This window comes from Chryseobacterium sp. (genome assembly GCF_008831505.1).
In the GTDB taxonomy this organism is placed as follows: domain Bacteria; phylum Bacteroidota; class Bacteroidia; order Flavobacteriales; family Weeksellaceae; genus Marnyiella.
In genome coordinates this window covers 797,980-822,346 of record NZ_CP044507.1, presented here as the reverse complement: position 1 = coordinate 822,346, position 24,367 = coordinate 797,980, and the positions used below count along the sequence as shown (strand labels likewise).

General features: G+C 41.5%; 27 protein-coding genes. 11 read left to right on the top strand and 16 right to left on the bottom strand.

Annotation, left to right across the window (positions count from 1 at the left end):
• Positions 1-25 precede the first annotated feature (25 nt).
• The 4 genes from F7R58_RS03895 (at position 26) to F7R58_RS03880 (ending at position 3,860) form a co-directional block, all read left to right on the top strand.
• Positions 26-1,852, top strand: a complete 1,827-nt coding sequence (locus F7R58_RS03895; protein ID WP_158063637.1) for a tail fiber protein — start codon at positions 26-28, stop codon at positions 1,850-1,852.
• 11 nt (positions 1,853-1,863) lie between these two features.
• Positions 1,864-2,112, top strand: coding sequence for a hypothetical protein (locus F7R58_RS03890; RefSeq protein WP_158063636.1), 249 nt, complete (start codon positions 1,864-1,866; stop codon positions 2,110-2,112).
• Positions 2,113-2,631: 519 nt separating this feature from the next.
• Positions 2,632-3,069: a hypothetical protein gene (locus F7R58_RS03885; RefSeq protein WP_158063635.1), complete on the top strand. Its 438-nt coding sequence runs from the start codon at positions 2,632-2,634 to the stop codon at positions 3,067-3,069.
• Positions 3,070-3,356: 287 nt separating this feature from the next.
• Complete coding sequence (locus tag F7R58_RS03880) at positions 3,357-3,860, top strand: hypothetical protein (protein ID WP_158063634.1); 504 nt, start codon at positions 3,357-3,359, stop codon at positions 3,858-3,860.
• A 167-nt stretch (positions 3,861-4,027) separates the two neighbouring features.
• Here the strand turns inward: F7R58_RS03880 and F7R58_RS03875 are convergent, their stop codons facing one another.
• On the bottom strand, positions 4,028-4,528 hold the full coding sequence (locus F7R58_RS03875) for a GreA/GreB family elongation factor (RefSeq protein ID WP_158063633.1): 501 nt from the start codon (positions 4,526-4,528) through the stop codon (positions 4,028-4,030).
• A gap of 549 nt (positions 4,529-5,077) precedes the next feature.
• Between F7R58_RS03875 and F7R58_RS03870 the strand changes: the two genes are divergently transcribed.
• On the top strand, positions 5,078-5,701 hold the full coding sequence (locus tag F7R58_RS03870; RefSeq protein ID WP_158063632.1) for a hypothetical protein: 624 nt from the start codon (positions 5,078-5,080) through the stop codon (positions 5,699-5,701).
• 120 nt (positions 5,702-5,821) lie between these two features.
• Entirely contained in the window at positions 5,822-6,445 is a 624-nt protein-coding gene (locus tag F7R58_RS03865) for an alpha/beta hydrolase (protein ID WP_229723845.1), read from the top strand.
• Between the two features lie 61 nt (positions 6,446-6,506).
• Here F7R58_RS03865 and F7R58_RS03860 read toward each other — a convergent pair whose 3' ends face one another.
• Positions 6,507-7,622, bottom strand: coding sequence for a pseudouridine synthase (locus F7R58_RS03860; protein ID WP_229723844.1), 1,116 nt, complete (start codon positions 7,620-7,622; stop codon positions 6,507-6,509).
• Positions 7,623-8,220: 598 nt separating this feature from the next.
• Between F7R58_RS03860 and aroB the strand changes: the two genes are divergently transcribed.
• Together aroB and F7R58_RS03850 are read left to right on the top strand one after the other, a co-directional pair.
• On the top strand, positions 8,221-9,261 hold the full coding sequence (gene aroB, locus F7R58_RS03855; protein ID WP_158063631.1) for a 3-dehydroquinate synthase: 1,041 nt from the start codon (positions 8,221-8,223) through the stop codon (positions 9,259-9,261).
• Positions 9,262-9,588: 327 nt separating this feature from the next.
• On the top strand, positions 9,589-10,212 hold the full coding sequence (locus tag F7R58_RS03850; protein WP_158063630.1) for a porin family protein: 624 nt from the start codon (positions 9,589-9,591) through the stop codon (positions 10,210-10,212).
• Positions 10,213-10,262: 50 nt separating this feature from the next.
• On the opposite strand, the gene purF is transcribed toward F7R58_RS03850, so the two are convergent.
• The 11 genes from purF to gpmI all read right to left on the bottom strand — a co-directional run bounded on the left by purF (position 10,263) and on the right by gpmI (position 20,119).
• Positions 10,263-11,753, bottom strand: a complete 1,491-nt coding sequence (gene purF / locus F7R58_RS03845) for an amidophosphoribosyltransferase (protein WP_158063629.1) — start codon at positions 11,751-11,753, stop codon at positions 10,263-10,265.
• 14 nt (positions 11,754-11,767) lie between these two features.
• Positions 11,768-12,487 carry a phosphoribosylaminoimidazolesuccinocarboxamide synthase gene (gene purC / locus F7R58_RS03840; protein ID WP_158063628.1) on the bottom strand — a complete coding sequence of 240 codons (720 nt, stop codon included), beginning with the start codon at positions 12,485-12,487 and terminating at the stop codon, positions 11,768-11,770.
• A gap of 39 nt (positions 12,488-12,526) precedes the next feature.
• A complete protein-coding gene (locus F7R58_RS03835; protein ID WP_158063627.1) occupies positions 12,527-13,225 on the bottom strand; it encodes a DUF3307 domain-containing protein in 699 nt (232 codons plus the stop codon).
• On the bottom strand, positions 13,222-13,830 hold the full coding sequence (locus tag F7R58_RS03830; protein ID WP_158063626.1) for a SatD family protein: 609 nt from the start codon (positions 13,828-13,830) through the stop codon (positions 13,222-13,224). The genes F7R58_RS03835 and F7R58_RS03830 overlap by 4 nt, the downstream gene beginning before the upstream one ends.
• A 105-nt stretch (positions 13,831-13,935) precedes the next feature.
• Complete coding sequence (locus F7R58_RS03825) at positions 13,936-14,364, bottom strand: DoxX family protein (protein WP_158063625.1); 429 nt, start codon at positions 14,362-14,364, stop codon at positions 13,936-13,938.
• 56 nt (positions 14,365-14,420) lie between these two features.
• Positions 14,421-15,296 (bottom strand): GTPase Era, encoded by an 876-nt coding sequence (era, locus tag F7R58_RS03820; protein ID WP_158063624.1) that lies wholly within the window; start codon positions 15,294-15,296, stop codon positions 14,421-14,423.
• A gap of 66 nt (positions 15,297-15,362) precedes the next feature.
• On the bottom strand, positions 15,363-16,130 hold the full coding sequence (locus tag F7R58_RS03815; RefSeq protein ID WP_158063623.1) for a class I SAM-dependent methyltransferase: 768 nt from the start codon (positions 16,128-16,130) through the stop codon (positions 15,363-15,365).
• The gene (gene map, locus F7R58_RS03810) at positions 16,130-16,939 is read right to left on the bottom strand and encodes a type I methionyl aminopeptidase (protein ID WP_158063622.1); all 810 of its coding nucleotides are present in this window, start codon (positions 16,937-16,939) and stop codon (positions 16,130-16,132) included. The genes F7R58_RS03815 and map overlap by 1 nt, the downstream gene beginning before the upstream one ends.
• Before the next feature lie 4 nt (positions 16,940-16,943).
• On the bottom strand, positions 16,944-17,375 hold the full coding sequence (locus F7R58_RS03805; RefSeq protein WP_158063621.1) for a BT0820 family HAD-type phosphatase: 432 nt from the start codon (positions 17,373-17,375) through the stop codon (positions 16,944-16,946).
• Between the two features lie 82 nt (positions 17,376-17,457).
• Positions 17,458-18,435: an acyl-ACP desaturase gene (locus F7R58_RS03800; protein ID WP_158063620.1), complete on the bottom strand. Its 978-nt coding sequence runs from the start codon at positions 18,433-18,435 to the stop codon at positions 17,458-17,460.
• A 154-nt stretch (positions 18,436-18,589) separates the two neighbouring features.
• Positions 18,590-20,119, bottom strand: coding sequence for a 2,3-bisphosphoglycerate-independent phosphoglycerate mutase (gpmI, locus tag F7R58_RS03795; protein WP_158063619.1), 1,530 nt, complete (start codon positions 20,117-20,119; stop codon positions 18,590-18,592).
• Between the two features lie 100 nt (positions 20,120-20,219).
• Here gpmI and F7R58_RS03790 point away from each other — a divergent pair, with 100 nt between their 5' ends.
• Positions 20,220-20,543 (top strand): translation initiation factor, encoded by a 324-nt coding sequence (locus F7R58_RS03790; protein ID WP_158063618.1) that lies wholly within the window; start codon positions 20,220-20,222, stop codon positions 20,541-20,543.
• A gap of 51 nt (positions 20,544-20,594) precedes the next feature.
• Entirely contained in the window at positions 20,595-21,449 is an 855-nt protein-coding gene (locus F7R58_RS03785; protein ID WP_158063617.1) for a nucleoside phosphorylase, read from the top strand.
• 37 nt (positions 21,450-21,486) lie between these two features.
• Here F7R58_RS03785 and F7R58_RS03780 read toward each other — a convergent pair whose 3' ends face one another.
• The 3 genes from F7R58_RS03780 to F7R58_RS03770 are packed head-to-tail and all read right to left on the bottom strand — an operon-like array spanning position 21,487 to position 23,756.
• Entirely contained in the window at positions 21,487-22,296 is an 810-nt protein-coding gene (locus F7R58_RS03780) for a hypothetical protein (protein ID WP_158063616.1), read from the bottom strand.
• A gap of 36 nt (positions 22,297-22,332) precedes the next feature.
• Positions 22,333-23,151: a hypothetical protein gene (locus tag F7R58_RS03775; RefSeq protein ID WP_158063615.1), complete on the bottom strand. Its 819-nt coding sequence runs from the start codon at positions 23,149-23,151 to the stop codon at positions 22,333-22,335.
• Between the two features lie 47 nt (positions 23,152-23,198).
• Positions 23,199-23,756 (bottom strand): DNA-3-methyladenine glycosylase I, encoded by a 558-nt coding sequence (locus F7R58_RS03770; protein ID WP_158063614.1) that lies wholly within the window; start codon positions 23,754-23,756, stop codon positions 23,199-23,201.
• A 228-nt stretch (positions 23,757-23,984) separates the two neighbouring features.
• Here F7R58_RS03770 and F7R58_RS03765 point away from each other — a divergent pair, with 228 nt between their 5' ends.
• Positions 23,985-24,296, top strand: a complete 312-nt coding sequence (locus tag F7R58_RS03765) for a hypothetical protein (RefSeq protein WP_158063613.1) — start codon at positions 23,985-23,987, stop codon at positions 24,294-24,296.
• The last annotated feature ends 71 nt before the right edge of the window (positions 24,297-24,367 follow it).

Genomic DNA, 24,367 nt, shown 5'->3' with positions numbered 1-24,367 from the left:
ATTCAAATTTTAAAAATTAATAAAAATGGAAACAAATGTAAACAATCAAGGTACAGCATTGGATTTTGAAATTCCAGCATTCTATAATGCATTTACTTTAGATAATTCTTTCGGAGGAATTAAAATAGGATTATATAGAAGTAAAGATGAAAGAAATTATTTTTTCACTCCACTCATTATTGTTGATTGGAATGATTTTGAAATACAATTAAATGAAAAAAAGGACGAGTTTGAAAATTTAGACAATCAACTAGAACTTTCTTTATTGATATATCATTCCGACAAAGAAATTGAGAAAAATATTGAATCAAAAATTATTGCAATTGAAAACGCGAAAAGAAGCAAAGATAAAAAAGAAAATATAACTACTACTGATATTTCTTTAAACCTACTTCCTTTTAAATTTTTCAAAGTTTATGCAAAAGTTGGAGAAACCAAACAATGGTTAAATGAAGATGATTTTATAAATATTACACCAGAAGATAATTTCACCACACAACTATCATTAATTAGTGAACGAGCATATGTAATTAAAGGAACATTTAAACAACTTAATAACTTCTTTAACAATAGACGTACAAATTTAATTTGGGCTAACTTATATGGAGACGGCTCTCCATATTCTACCACAACTATAAGTGCAATTGCTACTTTTTTTAATAATTCACAAAACATCAAAAAAATTATTGGTGATGAAGATTTAATTATTGAAAATAAAATAAAGTCATCATCATCAGGTGGTGGATTTGGAATTTCATTAGGTTCGTTAAGTATAGGTGCAGGAGCTACAAGTTCAGTTCTTTCAAATGAACAAAAGAAAAAACGCTTTTTAAATAGAACTTTTATTTCCGATATCATTAATGAAAATAAATCGGAAATAAGTTTATCTGTTGATGGAGATACAACAAAATATTCAGAATTAATAAAAGGATTTGTTGACAAACTTTTTGAAAACAAGCAAAGAATAGAGGTAAAGATTGAAATAACAAATAATAATTTAGTTAAATTGTTTAATGATCAGATTGAGTATACAATGTCTGCTAAAGAATCGGAAGAACTTCTTAAATCTAAACCTGTAATTGATAAAAGTGATAAAAACAAAGAATCTTTTACCTATGGAGGTATAAAGGGTGAAAAAGATACAGAAAATAACTTCAAGACTCAAGATGATATTGAATGGCAAAAAAAGGGAGCAGATATTATTCCTATTAAAATTGATTTGTATCTCATTAGTGAGTCACAGCTAAAAGACGAATTTTCCAATTTAGCAATTTTAGTAAATAGAGAATCTAAAAAAAATTCAATCACTCCATTTTTATATCCTGCGGTTTGGAATTCTAAAAAAAATAACTATAATAACGGTTCAATTACAGATAAAGACAACCCTATTGGCTCAATTCTAGCATTTGGAGGAAGTCGTGAAACTATTCCATTGGGTTGGCTTCTTTGTGATGGAGCAGAATTAGAAAAAAGTGAATATTCAGATTTAGAAAAAATTCTTCAAAATAATTGGGGAACTGCATCATCAGATACAAAATTCAAAATACCAAATTTGCAAGGTCAGTTTTTAAGAGGTGTAGACTATGATACAATAAACATTTCAGATCCTGATTCAGATATTAGAATTGCTAATGGAAAAGGACAAAGTCGTGAAGTAGGGAGCTTCCAAAATGATGAATTTAAATCTCATAATCACGATTATGATACAGATAATATTCCTGGAAATTCAAATAATGGAACAGGAAATGACGCTTCTAATAAAAATTTCAAAATTACACAAACAACCAATAAAGGAGGAAATGAAACTCGACCCAAAAACTACTATGTAAACTTTATAATCAGAGCACAATAAAAATTAAAAATATGGCAACTGGAACATTAAAAAACAATTCAAATGTTGATATCAGCATTTCAATAAACTGGAGTACAGGCGGAATTAAAAACGATATTATTAAACCTGCCGAAGAAATAGAAATAGAATGTGGAGATGATATTGCAATACTTTGCCACAGAAGTGATGGAGGAACTTATGGAATTTGTCCAACTGATTCTCGAACATTTCAAGCGGGCGATTATTACAAATTATTAGAGGATGGTGAATATGAAAATTAAAAAACCTTCAGCTAATAACTAAGCTTTCGTTTTGTCTGCAAGACAAGAAATGAAAGCCCGTTGAACGGAACATTCGGTAGCTTTTTCTCCCCAGTTGGTAATCTTATGGAGTTATCGTTTTTAGAATTTAGGATAATAGAGCAGTTTTTTAGAAGGACTGCTTTTTTTTTTGGCCTTTTGTGGTCTTTGTGGGTGTTTTCTGCTGTTTTTCTTCGCTGCAGAACACAGATTCCCTTACCCACAAAGTTTATTTTGCAGACAATGGTTGGATAACGAAAAGAAATTCCGGTGGCGGACCGAGACGCCCGAACACCACAGTGGAGATCAAGTTTACCTGCAAGCAGTTGCCACGCAAAATTCAATTCTCACTTCTCAGTCTGCAGTTTAAAAATTTGAATATCTTTAAAGGAAATTATTTTATAACGTCCGCGTGACGAATTTCAGAGTAGATCATCCCAGGACGCGCAACAAAGCCGGACGGTCGATATGCGGCAGCTAAAATAGACGACAATCAAACAAATGACACGAATTCTGAAAATACCACTTCTTCTTATCCTTTTGACATTTAATAGCTGCAAACAGAAAGAAACAAACGGAATCGAAATTGCCGAAACACTTTATGTTCATCAGGACTACGAAACCAATAAAGAATTGCGAAAACTAATTAAAGAAGCGTTAGACCAAAAAGAAAAAGCCATACCAAAATTAACTAGTTTTCCTTGTGGTGGCGGAGCAGGTTGTTATGACTTGGGTTTTGTGCTGACTCAGATAATTTACCTAATCGGAGAAAATAATTTTAATCAAATGGTTCTTCGACTTGACACCAATGAGATTAAAGGACTTCGGAGTTTAATCAGAGCAGGACTTGAATATGGCGACCATAACAATGACGGAAAAGTGGATGACAGAACAATTGAAAAAGAATTCCCGATTTTGAATACAACATTGAAAGAATAAAAAAAAGCCGACCGCACAACAGCGTAAATAACTAATGTCGGGGAAAGTGGTAAATTCAAGCTTAGAGCTTTTGAGAAAATTTTGTTGCAAGCCGACAGGAAAGTGCTTCGAAAGCCGCCACAACTCATATACGCTAACATTTGAGAAACCATCGTTGCATCCATACGACGTTTTCCCTACTACCGCCTTTGACGCATTCCGGATCGGAGCCTTTGGGCTCCTCCCCGAAACGGCGACAAAGCCGGGTGGTCATTACAGGAATGTTACCAAAAAACCACAAATAGATTATGAAACAAATTCGATTTCTATTTTTGATTATCATTTTTCTAAACTTGTGCAATAAAGTAGAAAATTTAAAATCAATTGGGAAAAATGACAAGTTAAATAATGCAATTGAACTCTTTATTGAATTTATGAGTCAAAATAAAAATAAGAAATCAATCACACTATATTCTTCAATCAAAAATGAAAAAATTTCTATCACCGCAGTTAATGATAGTCCAACCATTTACAGCGATGAAAGTGCAAAAAAAATATCAGAACAAGGAAAATCTAAATTTGGGTTTTTTAAATACAGAGGCTACGATATATTTATAAGTTCTGAATTAAAAAACATTTTCGATTTACAATATAAACCAATTGAAGACAATTTCTTCAGAGGAAAAATCAATGAGGAAAAAATACCTATTATTTCTGATTATCCTGTAATGTGGATTGAAATTGATACTAAAACAAATATATTAAAATATAATATACCTTCAGAGGGAATCACTTGGAAACAAATGAATTAAAAACATGCCGCTAATAACTTAGCTTATGCTTCACGTCATTCAGCTCCCTCGGGTCGTCTTGTCCGCAAGACACGAAATCGAAGATTTGTCGGAGGCAAACCGAAGATTCGCCAACAGTTCAAAGATTAAGATTTGCAGTGGGAGGAAGGACACGGGCACTGCCTATGTTAATATCGCACCTCCACAATCTTAAACTCCTTCTCCCCTTTTTCCAGTTTCAGTTTCACAGTTTCGCCCACTTTTCGGTCCATAAATATCTTCGCAATGGGTGAGGTAAATGCAATTTTTCCTTTGGCGATATTGGCCTCGTCCACACCCACAATTTGATAGTGCTGGATTTTTGGATCTGAATCTACGGTAAAGAAAACTTCTGCACCGAAACGGACTTTGTCTTTTGGCTGCTTTGAAAGGTCTACCACTTTCGCGCTGGAAATGCGTTCATTGAGCAAGTCTAATTTGGCATTGATAAAATTAACGGTGATGCGCTTTTCGTTTTCATCTGAGACTGTAAGACTGTCGCGCTCATGAATCAACTGATCGCGTTCTGCAAGTAACTCCGCGTAACCTACCTCAGTAACGTAATTCACTGTCCCGGCGGGTAAGTCGGCACGCGGCGGAACCATTGGCAAATCTTCCTGATCGCTTTCCTTTACAAAACCTCTGCTCATAATACATTCTTTTGAATTCAAATTGATTTCCATCTTCGCACTAAAATATAAAGTGCGGCAACGGCCCAAACCATGGTGAGCGTCACAATGAAAACCGTGTAGATATTGCTTAAGGAATAGTCGTCAACAAAAAATAAAGCTGCGGCAAATAGAATCAGTCCGGAGAATAACAAACGTGCAATAAACACCTTCTCTGTAGTTCCGACCGCTCGTTGAAGCTGGTTTTTTGACTTTAAAAGATACGACAGGGTGAAGATTCCAAGAATTAGTTGAATCCAGTAGAAGTATTGTGGCAGTTGCATGGTGACTGATTACAGTTATGTTACCTGCTAAGTTAAAAATATATGTCTAAGATCCTAACTTTTTCGTAATATCGCTCAGGACTCTGCCCTAAAAAAAGAAAAATAGTAACGGAAAATTTAATATCTACGAGTACCCGGGCACCAATGAAATGGCTGCAGAATATCTTCAGGCCGTTTTGGACGGGTGAATGAGAAGCGAGTTACCGCAGCCAATGGGAATCCTAGATTGAAAATAGGACATAAATAGATGAAAGAAATATATTCAAACAGGATTTTCAACTATATAGTCTTGTTAATATCTGTCTTAGGTATTATTGATACCTATATTAGCTCAAAAAGTGAAGTTGACTCCTTAAACATCGCTTTACTCAATATTGTTCTGATAGTTTTGCCGGGCTTGTCTGCTTTATCATTTTTTGTAAAAAGACTGAATACTGAGATTTACTCAAGGCTATTTATAGTCGGCAGCATAATTATGTTACCACTTTCAATTTATTACACTTTCCTTTCTGATTTAATTTTATATTCTTTTAGCAGAACATATCTAATATCAAACCCCATAATTCTAGCGAACTTACTAATTGGCATCATACTTTTCTATTATTCACTAAAGTTTTCTAAGCTTGCTAAAGTGCAAAGGGAAAGTGAATATGGAGCAATAATAATGATTTTAGGAATTTTTCTGTTGTTACTAACCATATCAAAATCTTTAGATCAAGAGCCGATCAAGGTAGTACAGTATATTATCGGATTACTACTGAGTGCAGGAATTACTTTTATAGGAAACAGCTTGAGGCTCAAAAAGCTTAGATTGAAAACTGCAGTCATCACCACAATTTTAATAACTTTAATAATTGTCGAAGTGACTTGATATGCAAATGCAGTTAAATATCCTAAACTTCACAATATATTTTAAAAAATAATTCTGTTAAACTTAAATCTAAAGGAATTTTGACAAAAGAAATATAGCTGTTCAGCGGATTGGGTGCAGATGAAAGAGTTTTCCAAAAAGCTGGACTTTTCGGGTTTCCACATAACGCATATAAAATGGATCGATCCACAAGAGCCGGAAACAATTGAAAGCTATGCATCCAGGATTATTCTGCAAATAAAAACAGTTAAACCAATTCTGATCGGACTGTCCTTCGGGGGAATGATGGCTGTGGAAGTGGCAAAACAAATCGACACCGAAAAAGTTATCTTAATCGCATCTGCAAAAACAGGAACGGAAATACCATTTTACTTCCGCATAGCCGGACAACTCAGGCTGCATAAACTCCTATCTGAAAAACTTTTAAAAAGGCCTAGCTTTTTCATAAACTGGATGTTCGGAGCAAATTCGGAGTCTGAGAAAAGACTTTTAAAACAAATCCTTGCAGACACCGACGGGACTTTTCTAAAATGGGCAATTGACAGTATCACGCGATGGAAAAATTATACATCCACAAAAAATGTGTTTCATATTCATGGAACACACGATAAAATATTACCTGATTGGTTTGTTAAATGTGACGCAAGAGTGAAAGATGGTGGGCACCTGATGACGCTTAATAAAGCTGAAGAAATAAACAGCATACTACATCAGCAACTGAAAAATTTCAGGGGAGCGCCATAATTCCTTCAACTAAAAAAAATCCGCCTAAAAGACGGATTTTATTATTTCTACAAAAAGTGTTTTACAGCATTTTAAGGTTATTCACCTCCAGGTCTGTAAGGATGCGCCAGTGACCACGCTTAATGTTTTTCTTGGTCAAGCCTGCAAACATGACACGGTCCAGCAACTCTACTTCGTATCCGAGTTTATGGAAAATACGTCTTACCACGCGGTTCCAGCCAATGTGCAGCTCGATGCCGATCTCATTCTTCGGCTTACCTTCAATATAGGAAATACTGTCTATTTCGGCTATGCCTTCTTCCAGACGGATTCCTTCAGCAATGGCGTTAAGGTCCGCACGGTCCAGCTTTCTGTCCAGCGTAACGTGGTAGATTTTCTTGGCGTTGAAGGAAGGATGCGTTAGTTTCTTCGTCATGTGCCCGTCGTTGGTCAGGAGGATCACTCCTGTTGTTGAGCGGTCCAGACGGCCTACAGGATGCACTTTATAAGGCGAGGCATTGGCCACAAGGTCCATTACGGTCTTCCGGGCCTTCTCGTCCTTTGTGGTGGAGATATATCCTTTAGGTTTGTTCAGCAGTACATAGACCGGCTTTTCCGGTGTAATGCCCTGACCGTCGAAGACTACTTTATCGGTTTTCTGCACCTGGTAGCCCATTTCGGTCACTACCTGGCCATTCACCTGCACGAGACCCTGTTCAATCAGCTCATCAGCTTCCCTGCGGCTGCAGATCCCACTGTTGGCGATATATTTATTAAGACGGATGCTCTCTTTCGGAACTTCCTTGGTTATCTTTTCAAGTCTTCTTTTCTGTACAAAGTTGCGCGTTCTATCGGCATCATCATTTCTGTTGATGATCTTACGGCCCAACTCTTTTCCTGCTGTGTTGCCACCGCGTTTGGCAGCCGGCATACGTTCAAAGTTGCGGATTTCGCCCTGGGTGTAAAGTCGGGGTTCGCGCGGCTGCTCCAGTTTTGATGTTCTGGATTTGCCGGCACGCGGCTGGGATTTGGCTCCCAATATATCGGCCTTCGGGCTGCGCGGTCTGTCGGCACCTGAAGACGGTCTTGAAGCTCTTGGTTTATCGGACTGGGGCGCGCGAGATTTACCTGCACCGGATGATGATTTGGAAGCTCCCGGTCTTTGGGATTTTCCTGATTTGCTGTTTTCGCGGCTCATATTACTAAAAAATTTAGGCAAAGATACGGTTTTTTGGGTTGAGGTGATTGCTAGTGGGTGGTGACTGGTGATTGGTGGGTGGTGGTTGGTCATTGGTTAATGGAGAGGCAGGTGTTAGGGAGCGGGTATGGTTCTGCATTCAGCTCTCTGCTCTCAGCTTTCATCTTTCAACTTTCAACTTTCAACCTTCAACTTTCATCTTACCACAAAGTTCACAAAGTCTTTTTCAAGGAACACAAAGAAAGCCGCAGAAAATCTCCGCAGCGCTATCTTTTATCTTTCCTCTTTCTTCCAAACTTTTTACTTTTTATTTTGGCCATTTTTCTGGCTATACGCACTATGCTTTAAGCTCCCTGCTTTCAGCTTTCATCTTACCACTAAGTTCACAAAGTCTTTCACAAGGACCACAATGAAAGCCGCAGAAAATCTCCTGGGTCCTATCTTTTTTCTTGGCTCCTTCTTCCAAACTTTTTACTTTTTACTTTTGCCTTTTATCTTCAATCTGAAATCTGAAATCTGAAATCTAACATCTGATATCTAACATCTGAAATATAACGTCTCACATCTAGACTCTAATCCCTAAATTTGCCAAAAAAAGATGTTCACCTTCGCTGATACTGACTTCTCACAACTCAATTCTACACTCCAGGAACTGCAGCCCTCCAAACTATTTATTTTGGTTGATGAAAATACGCATGAGTACTGCCTGCCCACCCTGCTGGGGAGTCTGGAAACCAAAGTTCCTTACGAGATCCTTGAGATAGAACCCGGCGAAGAAATGAAAACGCTGAATACTGCTGCACAGCTTTGGGAGATCCTGGCAGAATTTGAAGCCGACCGTAACGCCGTACTGATCAATCTGGGCGGCGGCGTCATCACAGATCTGGGTGGCTTTTTAGCTTCAACCTACAAACGCGGGATCCCTTTCATCAACATTCCCACTACCCTCCTGGGCATGTGTGATGCTTCAATTGGGGGCAAAACCGGCATAGACCACGGATTCATCAAAAACATCATCGGGACTTTCGCGGAACCAAAACTTACACTGATTAACCCGGATTTCCTGAGAACCTTACCCTTCGAACAGCTGAGAAGTGGATTTGCTGAGATGCTGAAACACGGTCTTATTGCCGACAGGCATCATTGGAGTAACTTGACTTCTTTACCAGAATTAAACGCAGATATGCTCCTTCCCCACATCAAACGGTCGTGTGAAATCAAGAGAGAGATCGTAAAAGCCGATTTTCACGAGAAGAACATCAGAAAAACCCTCAATTACGGGCATACAATAGGTCACGCGGTAGAAAGCAGTTTTCTTGCCGGCGGAAAACCCATCCTCCATGGTGAAGCGGTAGCGATGGGAATGATATGCGAAACTTACCTCTCGGCCCTTGAGGGATTGATTACCCACGACGAGGCGGAAACGGTCATCCGTAATATACAGAGGTTCTTCCCGCAAATTGAGATTGAGCAGTCTGCCTTACAAACACTGCCGCAACTTATGAAATCTGATAAAAAGAACTCCGGCGGGCAGATTAATTTTTCCCTGCTCACTGGAATCGGAGCCTGCGGATTTAACCACAATGTTAGTGAGGAAAATATTTACAATGCGTTGCATTATTATCAAAATTTGTCCTGATTTTTCTCCATTTTATAAGATTTTACAACCGAGTGATATTATAAAAATACGGCGCGCGCAGCAAGCATAATATTCTGATTTGTAAGCACTTATATTTTATAATTTTTAAACTATTGTTTAATTTAACAGTTACTGTTTCGGTTTTGGCACACGGTTTGTGTACTTGGTTACCGTGAACAACTAACAACAAGTCCAGTTATAATGGGTGTTTGTGATAATTGTATAAGCAATGGCGTTAATTGTATAACGTGAACCCAAACAGAAACAAACACTATTATAAATTTGGCAAAAAATTAAGAAAAATTAAGACAATTAAAATTAAAAGTTATGAAAAAGTTATTTTTAAGTGCAGCCGTAGCAGTGAGTACACTTACATTTGCACAGCAGTTTGGTGTTAAAGCAGGTATGAACGTATCTTCATTATCTAAAGATGCAAACTTAAGCGATCAGGGATCAAAAATTGGATTTAACGCAGGTCTTTTTATGAATGCGCCAATTTCAGCTGATTTTTCTATCCAGCCGGAACTTATCTATACACAGTATGGTGAGAAGTACGATTATACGGTTCCCTCAACACCAGTAAGTGATGAAATGAGATATTCAGGAGCTACGCATCTTGATTATGTAGCACTTCCTGTGATGCTGCAGTACAACGTTACACCGTCTTTTTACTTGGAAGCAGGACCTGAATTCGGACTTTTGGTATCAGCAAAAGATAAAGCCAAGAACGAAACTACTGGTGAGACTTTAGCAGAATCTGATAACTATAAGGACAGTCTGAACGGATTTAACTTTGGAGCTGGTATCGGAGCCGGTTACTTCTTTACGCCAAACATCGGAATTACTGCAAGATATGTAGCCGGTTTTACAGACATCTACAAAGATGGCCAGAACTCAGGTGACGCTGTTAAGAACAACGTATTCCAGGCTGGTTTAGCTTATAAATTCTAAGCACACCACATAAATAAAGAAAGGTTGAGAAAATTCTCAACCTTTTTTTATTATTCGTCAGTGTAATCGGAACTTGGTCCGGGCGGCACAGGATATACTTCTGTAAAGCAGCCAAAACAGTGATTGGTACTGCCTAAAAGTATTTTCAGATTTTCCATACTCAGGAACTCCAGTGAATCCACACCCAGATAATCACGCAGCTCGTCCTTGGTCATGTTCGCCGAAATAAGATCGTCTTTGGACGGTGTGTCAATTCCAAGATAGCAGGGTGCTATAATAGGTGGCGAAACACTTCTGAAGTGGATTTCCTTTACACCGGCATCTTTCATAATCTTTACGAGACGCTTGGAAGTAGTGCCACGTACTATGGAATCGTCAATGATCACTACCCTCTTGCCCCTGATTTCGGAAATGATCGGATTCAGTTTCAGGTTTACGATCCTTTCGCGCATTTCCTGTGTAGGCACAATAAAGCTGCGGCCAATATACCTGTTCTTAATCAGTACAGGACGGAAAGGTATTCCCGACGCTTTGGAAAAACCGATAGCCGCCGGAACTCCTGAGTCCGGCACGCCAATAACGATATCTGCCTCTACAGGTGCCTGCTCCCAGATTTTCTCACCGGAGCGTTCACGGATTTCATGAACATTGATGTTCTCCAGCAGGGAGTCGGGTCTGGCAAAATAAATATATTCAAAGGCACAAATTCTGTTTTCGCAGTTTTCCTTCACAAGAAAGGATTTCAAACCGGTTTCGTTCTCACTTGTATAAACAATCTCACCCGGCAGGATGTCACGCACATACTGTGCACCTACGGCATCAAGAGCCACTGATTCTGAGGCCGCCACGAAAGTTTTTTCGTCTATCGCACCCAAAACCAGCGGACGGATCCCATTGAAATCGCGGAAAGCGAAAAATTTATTACGTGTCATTCCTACCACGGAGTAGGCACCTTCAATTTTTTCCATGGTGGCTTTTATGGCACCGCGAAGACCCAAATCCAGGTTTTTTTGGATCAGCCTCAGAATAACTTCTGAATCCGATGTAGCACGGAAAACCACCCCTTCCGCCTCCAGTTCCTTCTTGAGGGTAATCGCATTGGTAAGGTTTCCGTTGTGAGCAATAGACAGTACGATCTGGTCGTATTCATTCTTGGCGAAAAACGGCTGGTAATTGTATTTTTTCTTGTCGCCGGCAGTTGTATAGCGGTTATGACCGATTGCCGCATTGCCCATAAACATTTCCGGATCGCGGATTTCTTTGTACACATCCAGTACAAGACCTTCGTCCTTGATGTTTACAATCTTGCCGTCTTTCATTACGGAGATACCGCAGGCTTCCTGTCCGCGGTGCTGCAGGGCAAACAGCCCAAACTGGGACAGCGAGAAGGTATCCAGGTCGGTATCTGAATAGATGCCGAAAATACCACACTCTTCTGATGGCGCATCAAAAGGATCTTCGGCCTTCAAAAGGTTCCTGCCGTAGGTCCTTTCCTTAAACTGCGCTAAATAATCTTCCTTAAACTGTTGTAACTGTGTCATTTTTATAAGCCGGATTATTTATCCAGCACTTTTTTCAGTCGTTCATAAATTTCTACGTACGCTTCGGTCACCTCGCCCAAGTCACGGCGGAAACGGTCTTTGTCCAGTTTCTTCATGGTGTCCTTATCCCACAGCCTGCAGGTATCAGGTGAAATCTCGTCAGCCAGGATAATGCTTCCGTCTGCGGTTTTCCCAAGTTCAATCTTAAAATCAACAAGGATGATGTTCATTTTGTCAAAAAGTTCTTTCAGGATTTCATTGATGCGCGCCGTAAGACTGTACATATCTTTAAGCTCCTCGTATGTCGCCGCTCCCAGGAACACTGCGTGGTGATCATTGATGAGCGGATCTCCCAGCTCGTCTTTCTTATAGCAGATATCAAATATGGTTACCGGAGACTTGATGCCTTCTTCCACACCCAGGCGCTGCGCCATGCTTCCCGCAGAATAGTTTCTGACCACCATTTCCAGGGGGATGATATCTACCTTTACAACAAGCTGCTCCCTTTCGTCCAGTTTCTTTATGAAGTGGGTTTTAATCCCTCTTTCATTCAGATATTCAAAGATCAGGGTTGTAATGGCATTGTTCATTTCGCCCTTCAGGTCCACATTTCCGCGTTTCTGGGCATTAAAAGCTGTAGCATCGTCCTTAAACCTCACGACTACCTGCTCCGGATGGTCGGTGGCAAAAACCTGCTTGGCTTTTCCTTCGTATAACATTGCTCCTTTAGTCATCTTTCTTTTACTCTTTATTAATTCAACTTATCTTTCTTTTTACATTCGCACCAGAATACCCGTCATAACTGCAATACCAAAACTGAGCAGGGTTCCTACCAATACATATTCGGTGAGCTTACGCTGTTTGGCTTCAGCCAGATCACTGAAGCGGAACACAGATTTGGCGGCAATCATAAAACCTACACCTTCCCAGTGATTTACGATAATGAAGGTGAAAACCAATAAACGCTCCAGTATACCTATATATTTTCCGGCATGTGTAAGACTTTCCGTCTGTACTTTGCTGTGCTCTATTGCCACGGGAGTCCAGGCGGAGAGCAGCGTCTTGATCAGGATAGAAACGGGGGTGGTGAGAAATACCGCACCGGTAAGGAATATCAGCGTCTGAGGACTTAGAAGGACTTTCAAATCAAACTGATCTGTGGCGAATCCCACACCTGCTATCACCAGTGCGTGCAGCAGCTGGTCGGTAATGAACCAGGTCTTTTTCGTATTTGTCTTTTGAAGGTGGAGCTTCAGTGCATCAATGATGAAGTGACTTATACCCACAAGTGCCGCGATCCACAAGAGATCCAGATCCCAAAGGAAAACCATGCAAAGTGCTGTATGGATCAGGGTATGAAGATAGAGGTAAGGACTTGCGGTTTTCTTTGCTTCTTTATGGGCAACCCATTTGTTAGGCTGTAAGATAAAATCTCCGATGAGGTGAGCCAGTATGAGTTGAGTGATTATCATGCCTTAAGTTCCGAAATTCGTTTGCGGAAAATCCTGTCTGTCTGCATTATAAGGTCATAATTTGCGCGCTTCAGACGCTGGCTTACTGAAGACTGGGATATATTAAGCTGGCGGGCAACTTCCTCCTGGTTCAGGTTATTGTCTTTTATGAAAATCTGAACGATATCTGCCGAAACAGAGGACCAGTTGTCCAGGTTGGTGTTCATCCATTTGAAAGTAATATTCATTACTTCATCAAAATCGGGAAAGTCTGAAGCGATGCTGAGTGTCAGTTTCTCCGCTTTTATTTTCTCAAAGTTACGCCCGGAATGCACAAAGGCACTTCCTGTAGACTGTGTAATTTTCGGCGCTTTGAAATCCTGGTCACCAATACCGATAGACAGACGAACATCCAATCCTGAAATGCATTTAATCCTGGATTTTATTTCAATGGCCTTGCTGAAGGATTCAGAGGCATGCGGCAACAAAAGCTGGAACTCATCACCACGGTAGATTTCCCAAATTTCGCTGTTTTCCGGCCCAAAAATACCGCGCAGTGCGTGATGCCATGTTTCGGAAGGGATACTTTGAGAATTGATAATGTCTCCGGTGATAACCGCTTTCATGTGTGCAAAGATACCATAATTATACAAGAGGACAAATATAAATTCATTTGCTTATAAACATCAATATAAGCAAAATCACTTATAAACTCAAAGATAAGCTTGGGGCTACCAACTACTGTCGCGACGCTTTTCCAGCATACTGTCTATCGAATATCTACCGGGGCCGAAAGCAAAAAGCATCAGGTAAACCGAGAGATAGATCAGGCTGGCTTCACGCTTGGGAAAAGGATCGGAACTGTGCACAATAAGACCGGCCACGGCCATGGTAATGATGAGGAGAAAAACCGCAGGACGGCTGAAGAGCCCCAGAATGATGAATATGGAACCTACAAACTCCGCAATGACGGCCAGGATCAGTGAGAACCTTTCGCCCAGGCCCAGAAAATTGAAAAACTGAACCTCCTCACCGGAGGTAAGCTGCATGAGTTTAGGAAAACCATGCGAAATCATGGCAAAACCAATAAATATTCGTACCACCAAAAGTACGATATCTGCAATAAGCGGGTTTACTTTTACTGAACCGAAATAATTCATATAAAATCAATTTACGTTCAAATGTAACGAAAAAAACCCGTTAAACCTTACCCCGCCTAGCGGTAACCAAAGTTCTTCAGGTCACGGTCGTTCTTACGCCAGTCCTTCTTCACTTTCACGAAGAGATTAAGATGAATCTTCTTGCCGAAGAACTTTTCCAGGTCCAGCCTGGCCTCTGTACCCACTTTTTTGATGGCTTCGCCTTTGTGACCGATAATGATGCCCTTCTGCGTATCACGTTCCACATAAATAATGGAATCAATGAAGATAATACCTTCCTTCTCCTTAAACATTTCAGTAACCACCTCCACCGAATATGGGATTTCCTTTTCGTAGTTCAGCAGGATTTTCTCGCGGATAGCTTCATTCACGAAAAAGCGTTCAGACTTGTCGGTATACTGGTCCTTGTCATAATAAGGTGGATTTTCCGGCAGCATCGATTTAAGTTTCGGCAGAATTACATCGGTGTTGAAAGCCTTGAGTGCGGAGATCGGCAGAATTTCCGCCTTGGGAATACGTTCATGCCACTCCTCCATGATTCGTTCCAGATCCTCCTGATTGGACTGGTCTATCTTATTGATGAGAATAAGTACCGGCACAGGAATCTTATTGAGTTTCTCTACCAGAAATTCAAAGGGCTCCGATTTATCCAGAATATCCACGATGAAGAGGAAAACATCCGCATCCTGCAGGGAATCTTTCACAAAATCCATCATCTTCTCCTGAAGACCATATTTGGGATCCAGTACACCGGGCGTATCTGAAAATACTATCTGAAGATCCTCTTCATTATAAATTCCAAATATCCGGTGACGTGTAGTCTGCGCTTTCTGGGTCACAATGGCCAGCTTTTCGCCCATCAATTGATTGAGCAGCGTAGACTTTCCGGCATTAGGCTTGCCAACAATATTTACAAATCCTGCTTTATGCATTCAAACAAAAATTAAAAATTAACCGGAACGGAACGTCCCGACTACAAAGGTAATGATAACAATTGACTACTTTTTATATACTACGGGCAGGATTTCATTTTCCATAAGTCCGTATTTCTTACGCTCGGCTTCTGAAAATGTCCTGGAGTAGAAATTAACATCAACCCGGAAGCCTACGCTTTCCAGGCGGGCAAAATAGTCCATCCCATACCAGCGTACATGGTCGTACTGTCCGAAAAGCCTCTGTCTTTCTTTAGGGTCAGTTACCGAAAAATCCTCATAGGTTTCCGGAAGCGAGTTCTTCATCGGTACCTGCAATATTCCCCAGCCACCGCTCTTCAGCACACGGTAAAGCTCACTCATGGCCTTTTTGTCGTCCTGAATATGTTCCAGCACATGGTTACAGAAAACCACATCGAAGCTTTCATCATCAAATGGAAGATCCAGAATATCGGCCTTCACATCCACAATCGGCGAAAAAAGGTCTGCGGAAGTATAGTCCAGGTTTTTCATTTTTCTGAACCTTCTAAGAAATTCCTGTTCGGGCGCAATGTGAAGCACTTTATATTTTTTGCTGAAAAAATCGGTCTCATTCTGCAGATAAAGCCACATCTGACGGTGGCGTTCCAGACTCAGGGTACCCGGCGACAGAGCATTTTCGCGCTGTGTTCCGTAGCCATAAGGCAGGAACTTCCGGTAGGACCTTCCGTCTATGGGATCGGTAAAGCGGGAACCTTTGAAAAAGAGATAAATGAACGGGCGGAAAAAAATGCTTAAATTAATAAGCACCGGCCGGGGAATTCGGTTCAGAAGAAATTTAAAAAGTTTCTTCATTAAAAATCCAGCGTAAAAGGGTCCTCTTCATCACTTACAATGCCCAGCGCCTCGTAAATGTATCTGTAAGTAGAAAGCAATACAGGTTTACCGCCAATGACACATACATCATGCTCGAAATGAGCTGAAGGCGACATATCCAGTGAAGTAACCGTCCAGCCGTCATCGTGAAATTTCACCTTTTCAGTTCCCATATTCACCATGGGTTCAATGGCGAGCGCAATGCCGTCTTTAATGACCTTGCCGCTACCTTTCCGGCCATAATTCGGCACCTGGGGATCTTCATGCATTTTGCGTCCGAGTCCATGACCTACGAGTTCACGCACCACACCGTAACCATGCTTCTCACAGTGCTGCTGTATGGCATAGGAAATATCGCCTATTCTTTTACCGCGAACACACTGCTCAATGCCTTTGTAAAGGGATTGCTTTGTAACTTCAAGGAGTTTTTTGGTTTCGGGAGCTACCTCTCCTACCTCAAAACTGTAGGCATGATCGCCGTAGAAACCGTTCATATAGACACCACAGTCCACGGACAGGATATCGCCCTCCTTCAGTGGCGTATCGTTAGGGATTCCGTGTACGACCTCAGCATTCGGCGAGATACACAGGTTTTTAGGGAAACCGTACATTCCCAGGAAAGCGGGTTCACCACCATGGTCACGTATATATTCCCCACCCAGTTTATCAAGATGATTGGTCGTTACACCGGGTTGTATTTCTTTTGCCAGCAAACCGAGGGTTTTAGAAACCAGTTGGGCGCTATCACGCATCAGTCTAAGTTCGGGCAGTGTTTTCAGATGAATCATAAGCTTACCAGAAAAGTCCCTTTTTTTTGTCTTTTTTTATTTTAGAATAGGCCAGCACCTCGCCACCGTCCACACGGAATTCAATCCGCTGGTTGATGATATTGTAAATCTCGCCCCAACCCGGAAATCCGCCCAGGTTACGATCATCTATAAAGAGGTCTGCGTCAATTTTACGTGAGGCATTCTCACTGTCATAAATCTCTCCCTCAAAGCTGGAATTCACAGCGTAGAACTCCACGCCGTTCTTTTTGCAGAACTCCACGGCTTCCTCCAGAGATTTGCCGTGCCTGTAAGTCCAAAGGATCAGTCGGTAGCCTTCAGACTGCAGTTTTTTAAGCGTTTCGAAAGCAAAAGTTTTTGGTTTTCCTATTCCGGGATAAGCATCATCTACCACGGTGCCGTCAAAATCTATTGCAAGTTTTTTATTGTTAAGCATTCTAAAACATTCAATATTAAAGTGCGCAAAGATACAAAAAGAGCCGGAGAATCTCCAGCTCATATATTCAGTCAGACCTGCATCAGCTCTTTACCCATTTAAACTGATACTCCTGGTCGGGAGTAGCCAGTCTGTCGGTAATTCTCTGCAGTCTGGCAGGTAGTTTCATCAGGTACTCCTGGGCTTTCTGTGCCTGCTCATTCAGGCCGTCAATATGCTCAATTTTCCAGTCCTTCAGCAGTTCACTAAGGATGTTAATATAATCCTGTCCGGTGTACACCATAGCACGCTGCGCAGCATCTGAAAAATGTTCCCAAAGTTCACCTGCTTTCTGACCCGACTCGCGCATCAAGTGAGCCGGCATCACGATTTTTTTGCGCATCATATCTTCAAAGGCCAGCATCATTTCTGAAGGATCCAATTCAAAGATCCGGGTTACAAAATGCTTATAGGCTTTTGCATGCCGGGCCTCATCGGCAGCAATGACGCCGCACATCCTGGAAAGTTTGGTATTACCGGACTGCTTGGCCAGTGATCCTACCCTGCGGTGGGAGATATTGGTTGCAGTTTCCTGAAAACTCGTGTAGACGAAGTTTCTGTATGGGTCCATGGAGGTTCCCAGATCAAATCCATCCTGAATTAAATATTGAGTAGTGATCTCCACTTCACGCATATTCACACGGCCACAAAGGTAAAGGTACTTGTTCAGCAGGTCGCCATGACGGTTCTCTTCGGCCGTCCAGCTCCTTACCCACTGAGACCAGCCACTCTTCTGCTCCTGATCCACGCCGTCAATCCCCATAATCCAGGATTCATAGCTTGGAAGTGCTTCTTCGGTGATACAGTCGCCGATCAGTGTTACGAAAAGGTCATAGCCCATTTCCTGAGCGTAAGTCTGCAGTTCTTCCACATCATGTTTAAAACTTTCAGCAGAAGGATCCGGCAGGAAGTCGGTAGGCTGCCATATTTTTTCAACAGGAGTAAGGTACGAGGAAATAAAATCATCTACCTCCTTACCCAGATTCTTCATCACCTCCAGTCTTACCAGTTTGTTGTACATCTTAACTTTTTTATAGAGTGCAAATATAGGTCAAAATACTCTTATTTAATGCATAAGTCCTTTGATTATAGCGCTTACTATGTACAAAAAACCATGTTTCGCTCCGGACGTTTTCAGCAAATGCTAACAGTCCAGCGTGTCATTTCAGCAATTACTATTCCACCAGGATTTCACCCGTCATTGCCGGCGGCGGGTGAATACCCATCACTTTCAGGATTGTGGGTGCTATATCACCCAGTTTTCCCGGGGTTAGCTGCCATGTTTTATCCGGATCCATAACAATCAGGGGTACCAGGTTGGTAGAGTGCTGTGTATTGGGCGAGCCATCCGGATTGATCATATAATCTGAATTACCATGATCTGCCAGGATGAAAACAGCATATCCCTTTTCGTAGGCTGCCGTCGCTACTTTTTCAATGCACCGGTCTACGGCCTCAGCCGCTTTCACGGCTGCTTCGAAAACGCCTGTATGACCCACCATATCCGCATTTGCAAAATTCAGACAAATGAAATCGGCAGTTGTATCATTTATTTCCGGCAGTATGTTTTCCACAATATCATACGCCGACATTTCGGGTTTGAAATCATAAGTAGGGACATCCTTCGGGCTGGGACACAGGATTCGTTTCTCATTTTCAAACGGCTCTTCGCGTCCACCCGAGAAGAAAAAGGTAACATGCGGATATTTCTCGGTCTCGGCCACACGGATCTGTGTTTTACCGTGTCTTTCCAGCACTTCGCCCATTGTATCCTGAAGTACCTCTTCGTTGAACACCACCTTTACATCCTTGAAATCCTTATCATAATTGGTGAGGGTTACATAATAAAGGTTCTGTTTATGCATCCCAAAGTCCGGGAAATCCTTCTGAGACAGCACTTCGGTAATTTCCCTGCCACGATCTGTACGGAAGTTGAAGCAGATCACCACATCTCCATTCTCAATCTTAGTCATCGGCAGATGGCTCTCCTTCAGGCAAATGATGGGTTTCATAAATTCATCTGTAATGCCCGCCGCGTAGGACTCTTTCATTGTTTGCAGTACGTCACGCGTCCGGATGCCCACACCTTTCACCAGTGCGTCATAGGCCTGTTTAACACGCTCCCATCTCCTGTCGCGGTCCATGGCGTAATATCTGCCTGTGACCGACGCCAGGTGCCCGCCAGTAACCTTCATATGAGCCAGCAATTCTTCTATAAATCCAACACCTGAATAAGGATCACAGTCCCGTCCGTCTGTAAAAGCGTGGACAAAAGTCTTATCAGCAATTCCATTTTCAAATGCGGCAGTAAGCAGTCCTTTCAGATGGTTGATATGAGAATGCACCCCACCGTCTGAACAGAGTCCGATAAAATGGACGTTTTTATTGTGTTCGTTGGCATACTGGAATGCATCGGTGATCACATTTTCCTTACCCAACGTGGCATTTTCCACTGCCATATTAAGGCGGACCAGGTTTTGATAAACCACGCGACCTGCACCCAGGTTCATGTGCCCCACTTCCGAGTTGCCCATTTGGCCAAAAGGCAGTCCCACGGCGATTCCGCTGGCTTCAAGGGTGGTATTTGGAAATTCGCGCAGGCAGCGGTCAATGAAAGGAGTATTTGCCTGAGCCAGTGCAGATACTGCCGGATCTGTGCCCAGACCCCAGCCGTCAAGTATGGCTAACAATGCTTTTTTTGACATTATTTGATTTTTAATATCCTACAAATCTACTTATTTTATGTAGATTTGACATTGAAACGGAAGCGAATTGTTGCTTCCAGACGTAAAAACATAAATAAAGATGGATATACGGGATCAACTGAAAAATCTTTTTCCGGAACACGTAGAACAGGATTTTACAATGCCTGAAGAGAAATTTGTACAGCGCGAGCCTTTGCTCTGCAAATTCGAAAAAAAAGGCCGCAACGGAAAGCCGGTGACGGTTATTGAGGGATTTGAAGGTTCAGATTCGGACCTTAAGACAATATCAAAAAAAATTAAGACCACTTTGGGTATTGGCGGCTCCGAAAAAGACGGCACCATAGTCATCCAGGGCGACAACCGTGACAAAATTATGAAGATGCTGCAGGACATGGGATATAAAACAAAACGTGTGGGCGGCTGATGCAGAAACTATCACATCTTCTGTTATCTCTTTAATTTAAAACGAAAAATCATGATCAATAAACTTGCAGCTTCGGAACTTGTACTTAATGAGGACGGCAGTGTATACCATCTGAATCTTTTGCCGGAAGATCTGGCGCCAAAGGTGATCCTGGTGGGAGACCCGGACAGAGTGCCTAAAGTTTCAAAGTATTTCGACAACATTGAGGTCAGGAAAAACAAACGTGAGTTCTACACCCATACCGGAACGCTGCGGGGCGAGCGGATCACGGTGATGTCAACCGGCATTGGTACGGAGAACATAGACATCGTAATGAACGAGTTGGATGCCCTGGTAAATCTTGACCTGAAGGCGAAGGAATTCCGCAGTGAACATCAGTCACTGGAGCTTTTCCGTTTAGGAACCTGCGGCAGTGTAAATCCGGACATTGAGGTGGACAATATGCTTGTTACCCGGAATGTGGTTGGTCTGGATGGTTTGCTGCATTTCTATCAGGATTATTCCTTTGAAAACGAATTTTCGCGGAATTTCCTGGCTAAATTCCCTTATGATCAGATAAAACCGATGCTTTATTTCGCAGACTGGGCAGAGGATATTTCGGGCTATTATGCCGATGCAAAATACCACGGAAATACCGCAACTTTTCCGGGATTCTATGCGCCTCAGGGCAGGCAGCTCCGGCTTAAAGCCTTAGACGATCAGTTCCTGGAAACCCTGAATGAACTTGGAGTAAGCAATTTTGAAATGGAAACCTCAGCAATTTACGGACTTGCAAAACTTCTGGGGCACAAAGCCCTCACCGTTAACTGTGTTATTGCCAACAGACGCCGAGGAGAGTTCAGTGCTGACCACCAGAAATCGGAAGCCAATATGATAGAATGGGTTTTGGAACGGATCATTAAATAAAAAAGAGAGGATTTAAAAACTGAAATCCTCTTTCTATTTAGGGACATGATTTCTCGTATTCACCTAAAATTCCGAGAAACACCTCCATCTGACGCGCCTGCACCCTGCCTGCTACTTCATCAAAAAGATTACGGGTTTGTTTCCTGGCGGCCAATTCTTTCATTGTTTCCTTGAATATCACCTGATAGTCCTTTTGCAGTTTCTTATCCAGCTGCTGTTCTTTTATTACTGTCTTATCAAAGAAATCCAGGTAGTCATTGAAGGCAGCACACTTGCCTCCTACCATTCTGAATGCATCAACGGTATTTTCAATGGACGAACCCAATTTGAAACTGATCTGACTTTTAGGTTTTACAGCGAGCACAGCATACGGATCAGCGCTTTTCTTTAGGTAAAAGTTACTGTGCGTGTAGTAGCAAGACATATCTTCGCACCGGAAGACATTGGAACCATAAAGCTGAATCTTGCCGTCACGCAGGAGGAACTCAAACTCTTCATCGGTTTCAGCGCTTAGTTTAAAGTTATTGGTAACCTGCTTCACCTGAATCTTTTCCTGAATTTTAGCGATATCTGCGCCGTTGTAATAAACGATTCTCTTTACATCACGGGAGTTCAGCCTGCTCCTTTTTTTAGTTTCCGTGTCGGCGTACTGAAAGGCAGCAATTCTGTTGCTCAAAATAAAACCTCCCATTGATGTGGAGCGGGTTACTTCTGCTATAAAATGGCCGCGTACTGTACTTCCGTCCTCCATGGCGAACTCAGCAATATAATCCTTCTTGTCCGCATATTGCGCAAAGAAGTTGGAGGAAACCAAAAGCATGGAACTAACGAGTAAAATTTTCTTCATGTTTTATCTGATATCTGGTTATTTTTCTAAATTAAATTAATGCTTGCAGTTTTTCTCATACTCGAATACGATTCCCGTATACATTTTCATATAAAACTCCATCATATTTTCGGCAATGGTGTTATTTGTTGTGGCCTTCCCTTTCCTTCTTGCGCGGCCTTCCTTGATGCTCTTTCTAAAAATGGCCAGCCATTCCTGACTGTACTGTTTACGAAACTCGCGATCCCGAAGCTTATTTTGTAAAGACTCCAGATAAATATTAAAGTCGGCACAGCCTCCACCTACCATTCGGAAGGCTTCAACCATTTTTTCATCAACTTTTCCCATATTGAAGAGGTTCAGTCGATCATAATCTATAGGCATGATGGCAAAATCATCCTTAGCATTTCTGATGTAAATTCTTGTATTTGCATAGGAACATGCATTGTTGGTACAGTTATATGAGGTAGAGCCATAGATCTTTATTTTCCCGTCATACAGCAGTGGCTGCCAGGAATCATAAGCCTTATCCACAATTTCGCCTTTAATATTCACCGCCTTCAGCTGCAAACGCTCCAATCCCAGTATTTCATCCTCGTATTCATCCATGAACCTCACCTTCTTAACTTCTTCAGCATTTATCTTCAGTATTTTACTTTCTGCTTCAAGCTTATATTCGAAATTATGAATATCCGAACCTTCAATATAAGTATAGAGGCTTTGCGTGGGATAAGTATACCTATAGAACAATACCGGTTTTTCAGATCCATCATTCATTGTAAATACGGCCCGCGAGTAAATTTCCCTGTCACTTTCTTGTGCAGACAGTGACGACTGTGTCCCGATAAGGACGAAACCCAGTAAAATTCTCTTCATATTTTTGTTATATCAACAAAACTAACAATAAAAAGGTACGGTGCAACTTATTTTTTGCAATGACAGTCCACCAGATGATCATCCACCATTCCGGTAGCCTGCATATGAGCATACATCACTGTGGAACCTAAAAACTTAAATCCACGTTTCTTTAAATCTTTGGCAAGAGCATCTGAAACGGCACTCGTAGCGGGCACATCAGCCGTTGTAACGGGCCTGTTGATGAGCGGCGTGCCGTCTACAAAATCCCAGATGTATTCCGAAAAGCTTCCGAATTCCTGTTGTACTTCCAGAAAACGCCGGGCATTATTGACGGTGGCCAGAATTTTAAGCCTGTTACGTACGATGCCGGCATCCGACATGAGACCGGCAACTTTTGTTTCATCATAAAGTGCGATATTCCGGTAATCAAAATCATCAAAAGCCTTACGGAAATTTTCACGCTTCTTCAGAATGGTGTACCATGAAAGTCCCGCCTGGAAACTTTCGAGCACCAGGAATTCAAAAATAATATTGTCTTCATACACCGGCTTTCCCCATTCCTCATCATGGTACGTCCTGTAAAGCTCATCCTTCTCAGACCAGGGACATCTTTTTAACTCCATATTGTTCTTTTACTCACTAAGTAACAGGCGTGCAGAAATTAATTCGGCCGTAAGGGTAAATGTAGACATTATATCCATTTAAAATGCTGATCTCACAAAATGATTTTAATCTGCAAATGAAGAAATGCTAAGGTTAAATAGGTTTAACATAATATTAACGAAATTCGGAATATTAATTGTTGTATCAGAACTACCAAATCACAATTATTAATTTAAAAAAATCAAAAAATGGACAATCAAGATTACAACAAAGCAGAACACGCAGTAAACAGTGCAAAGTGGACCGTAAATGATTATGCAGACAGAGCTAAGGACTACATCCGCGAGCAAAAGCGTAACAACAGGGAAGCTACTGCTGAAGGCTGGATGGAGAGAGCCAAAGATAATGTTCAGGATGCCTGGGAAGATACTAAAGATGCAGTTTCCAGCGCATGGGAGAAAACAAAAGACTGGACAGAAGAGGCCTGGGAAGACACTAAAGATGCAGCCGATGACGCTGCAGATACCACCAGAGATACCTGGAGGGATACAACAAGATAATCAGTTAAACAGAGGGCCGAAGTAATTCGGCTCTCTTTTTTATGCCCCGAACAATTAATTTCTTACTTTTG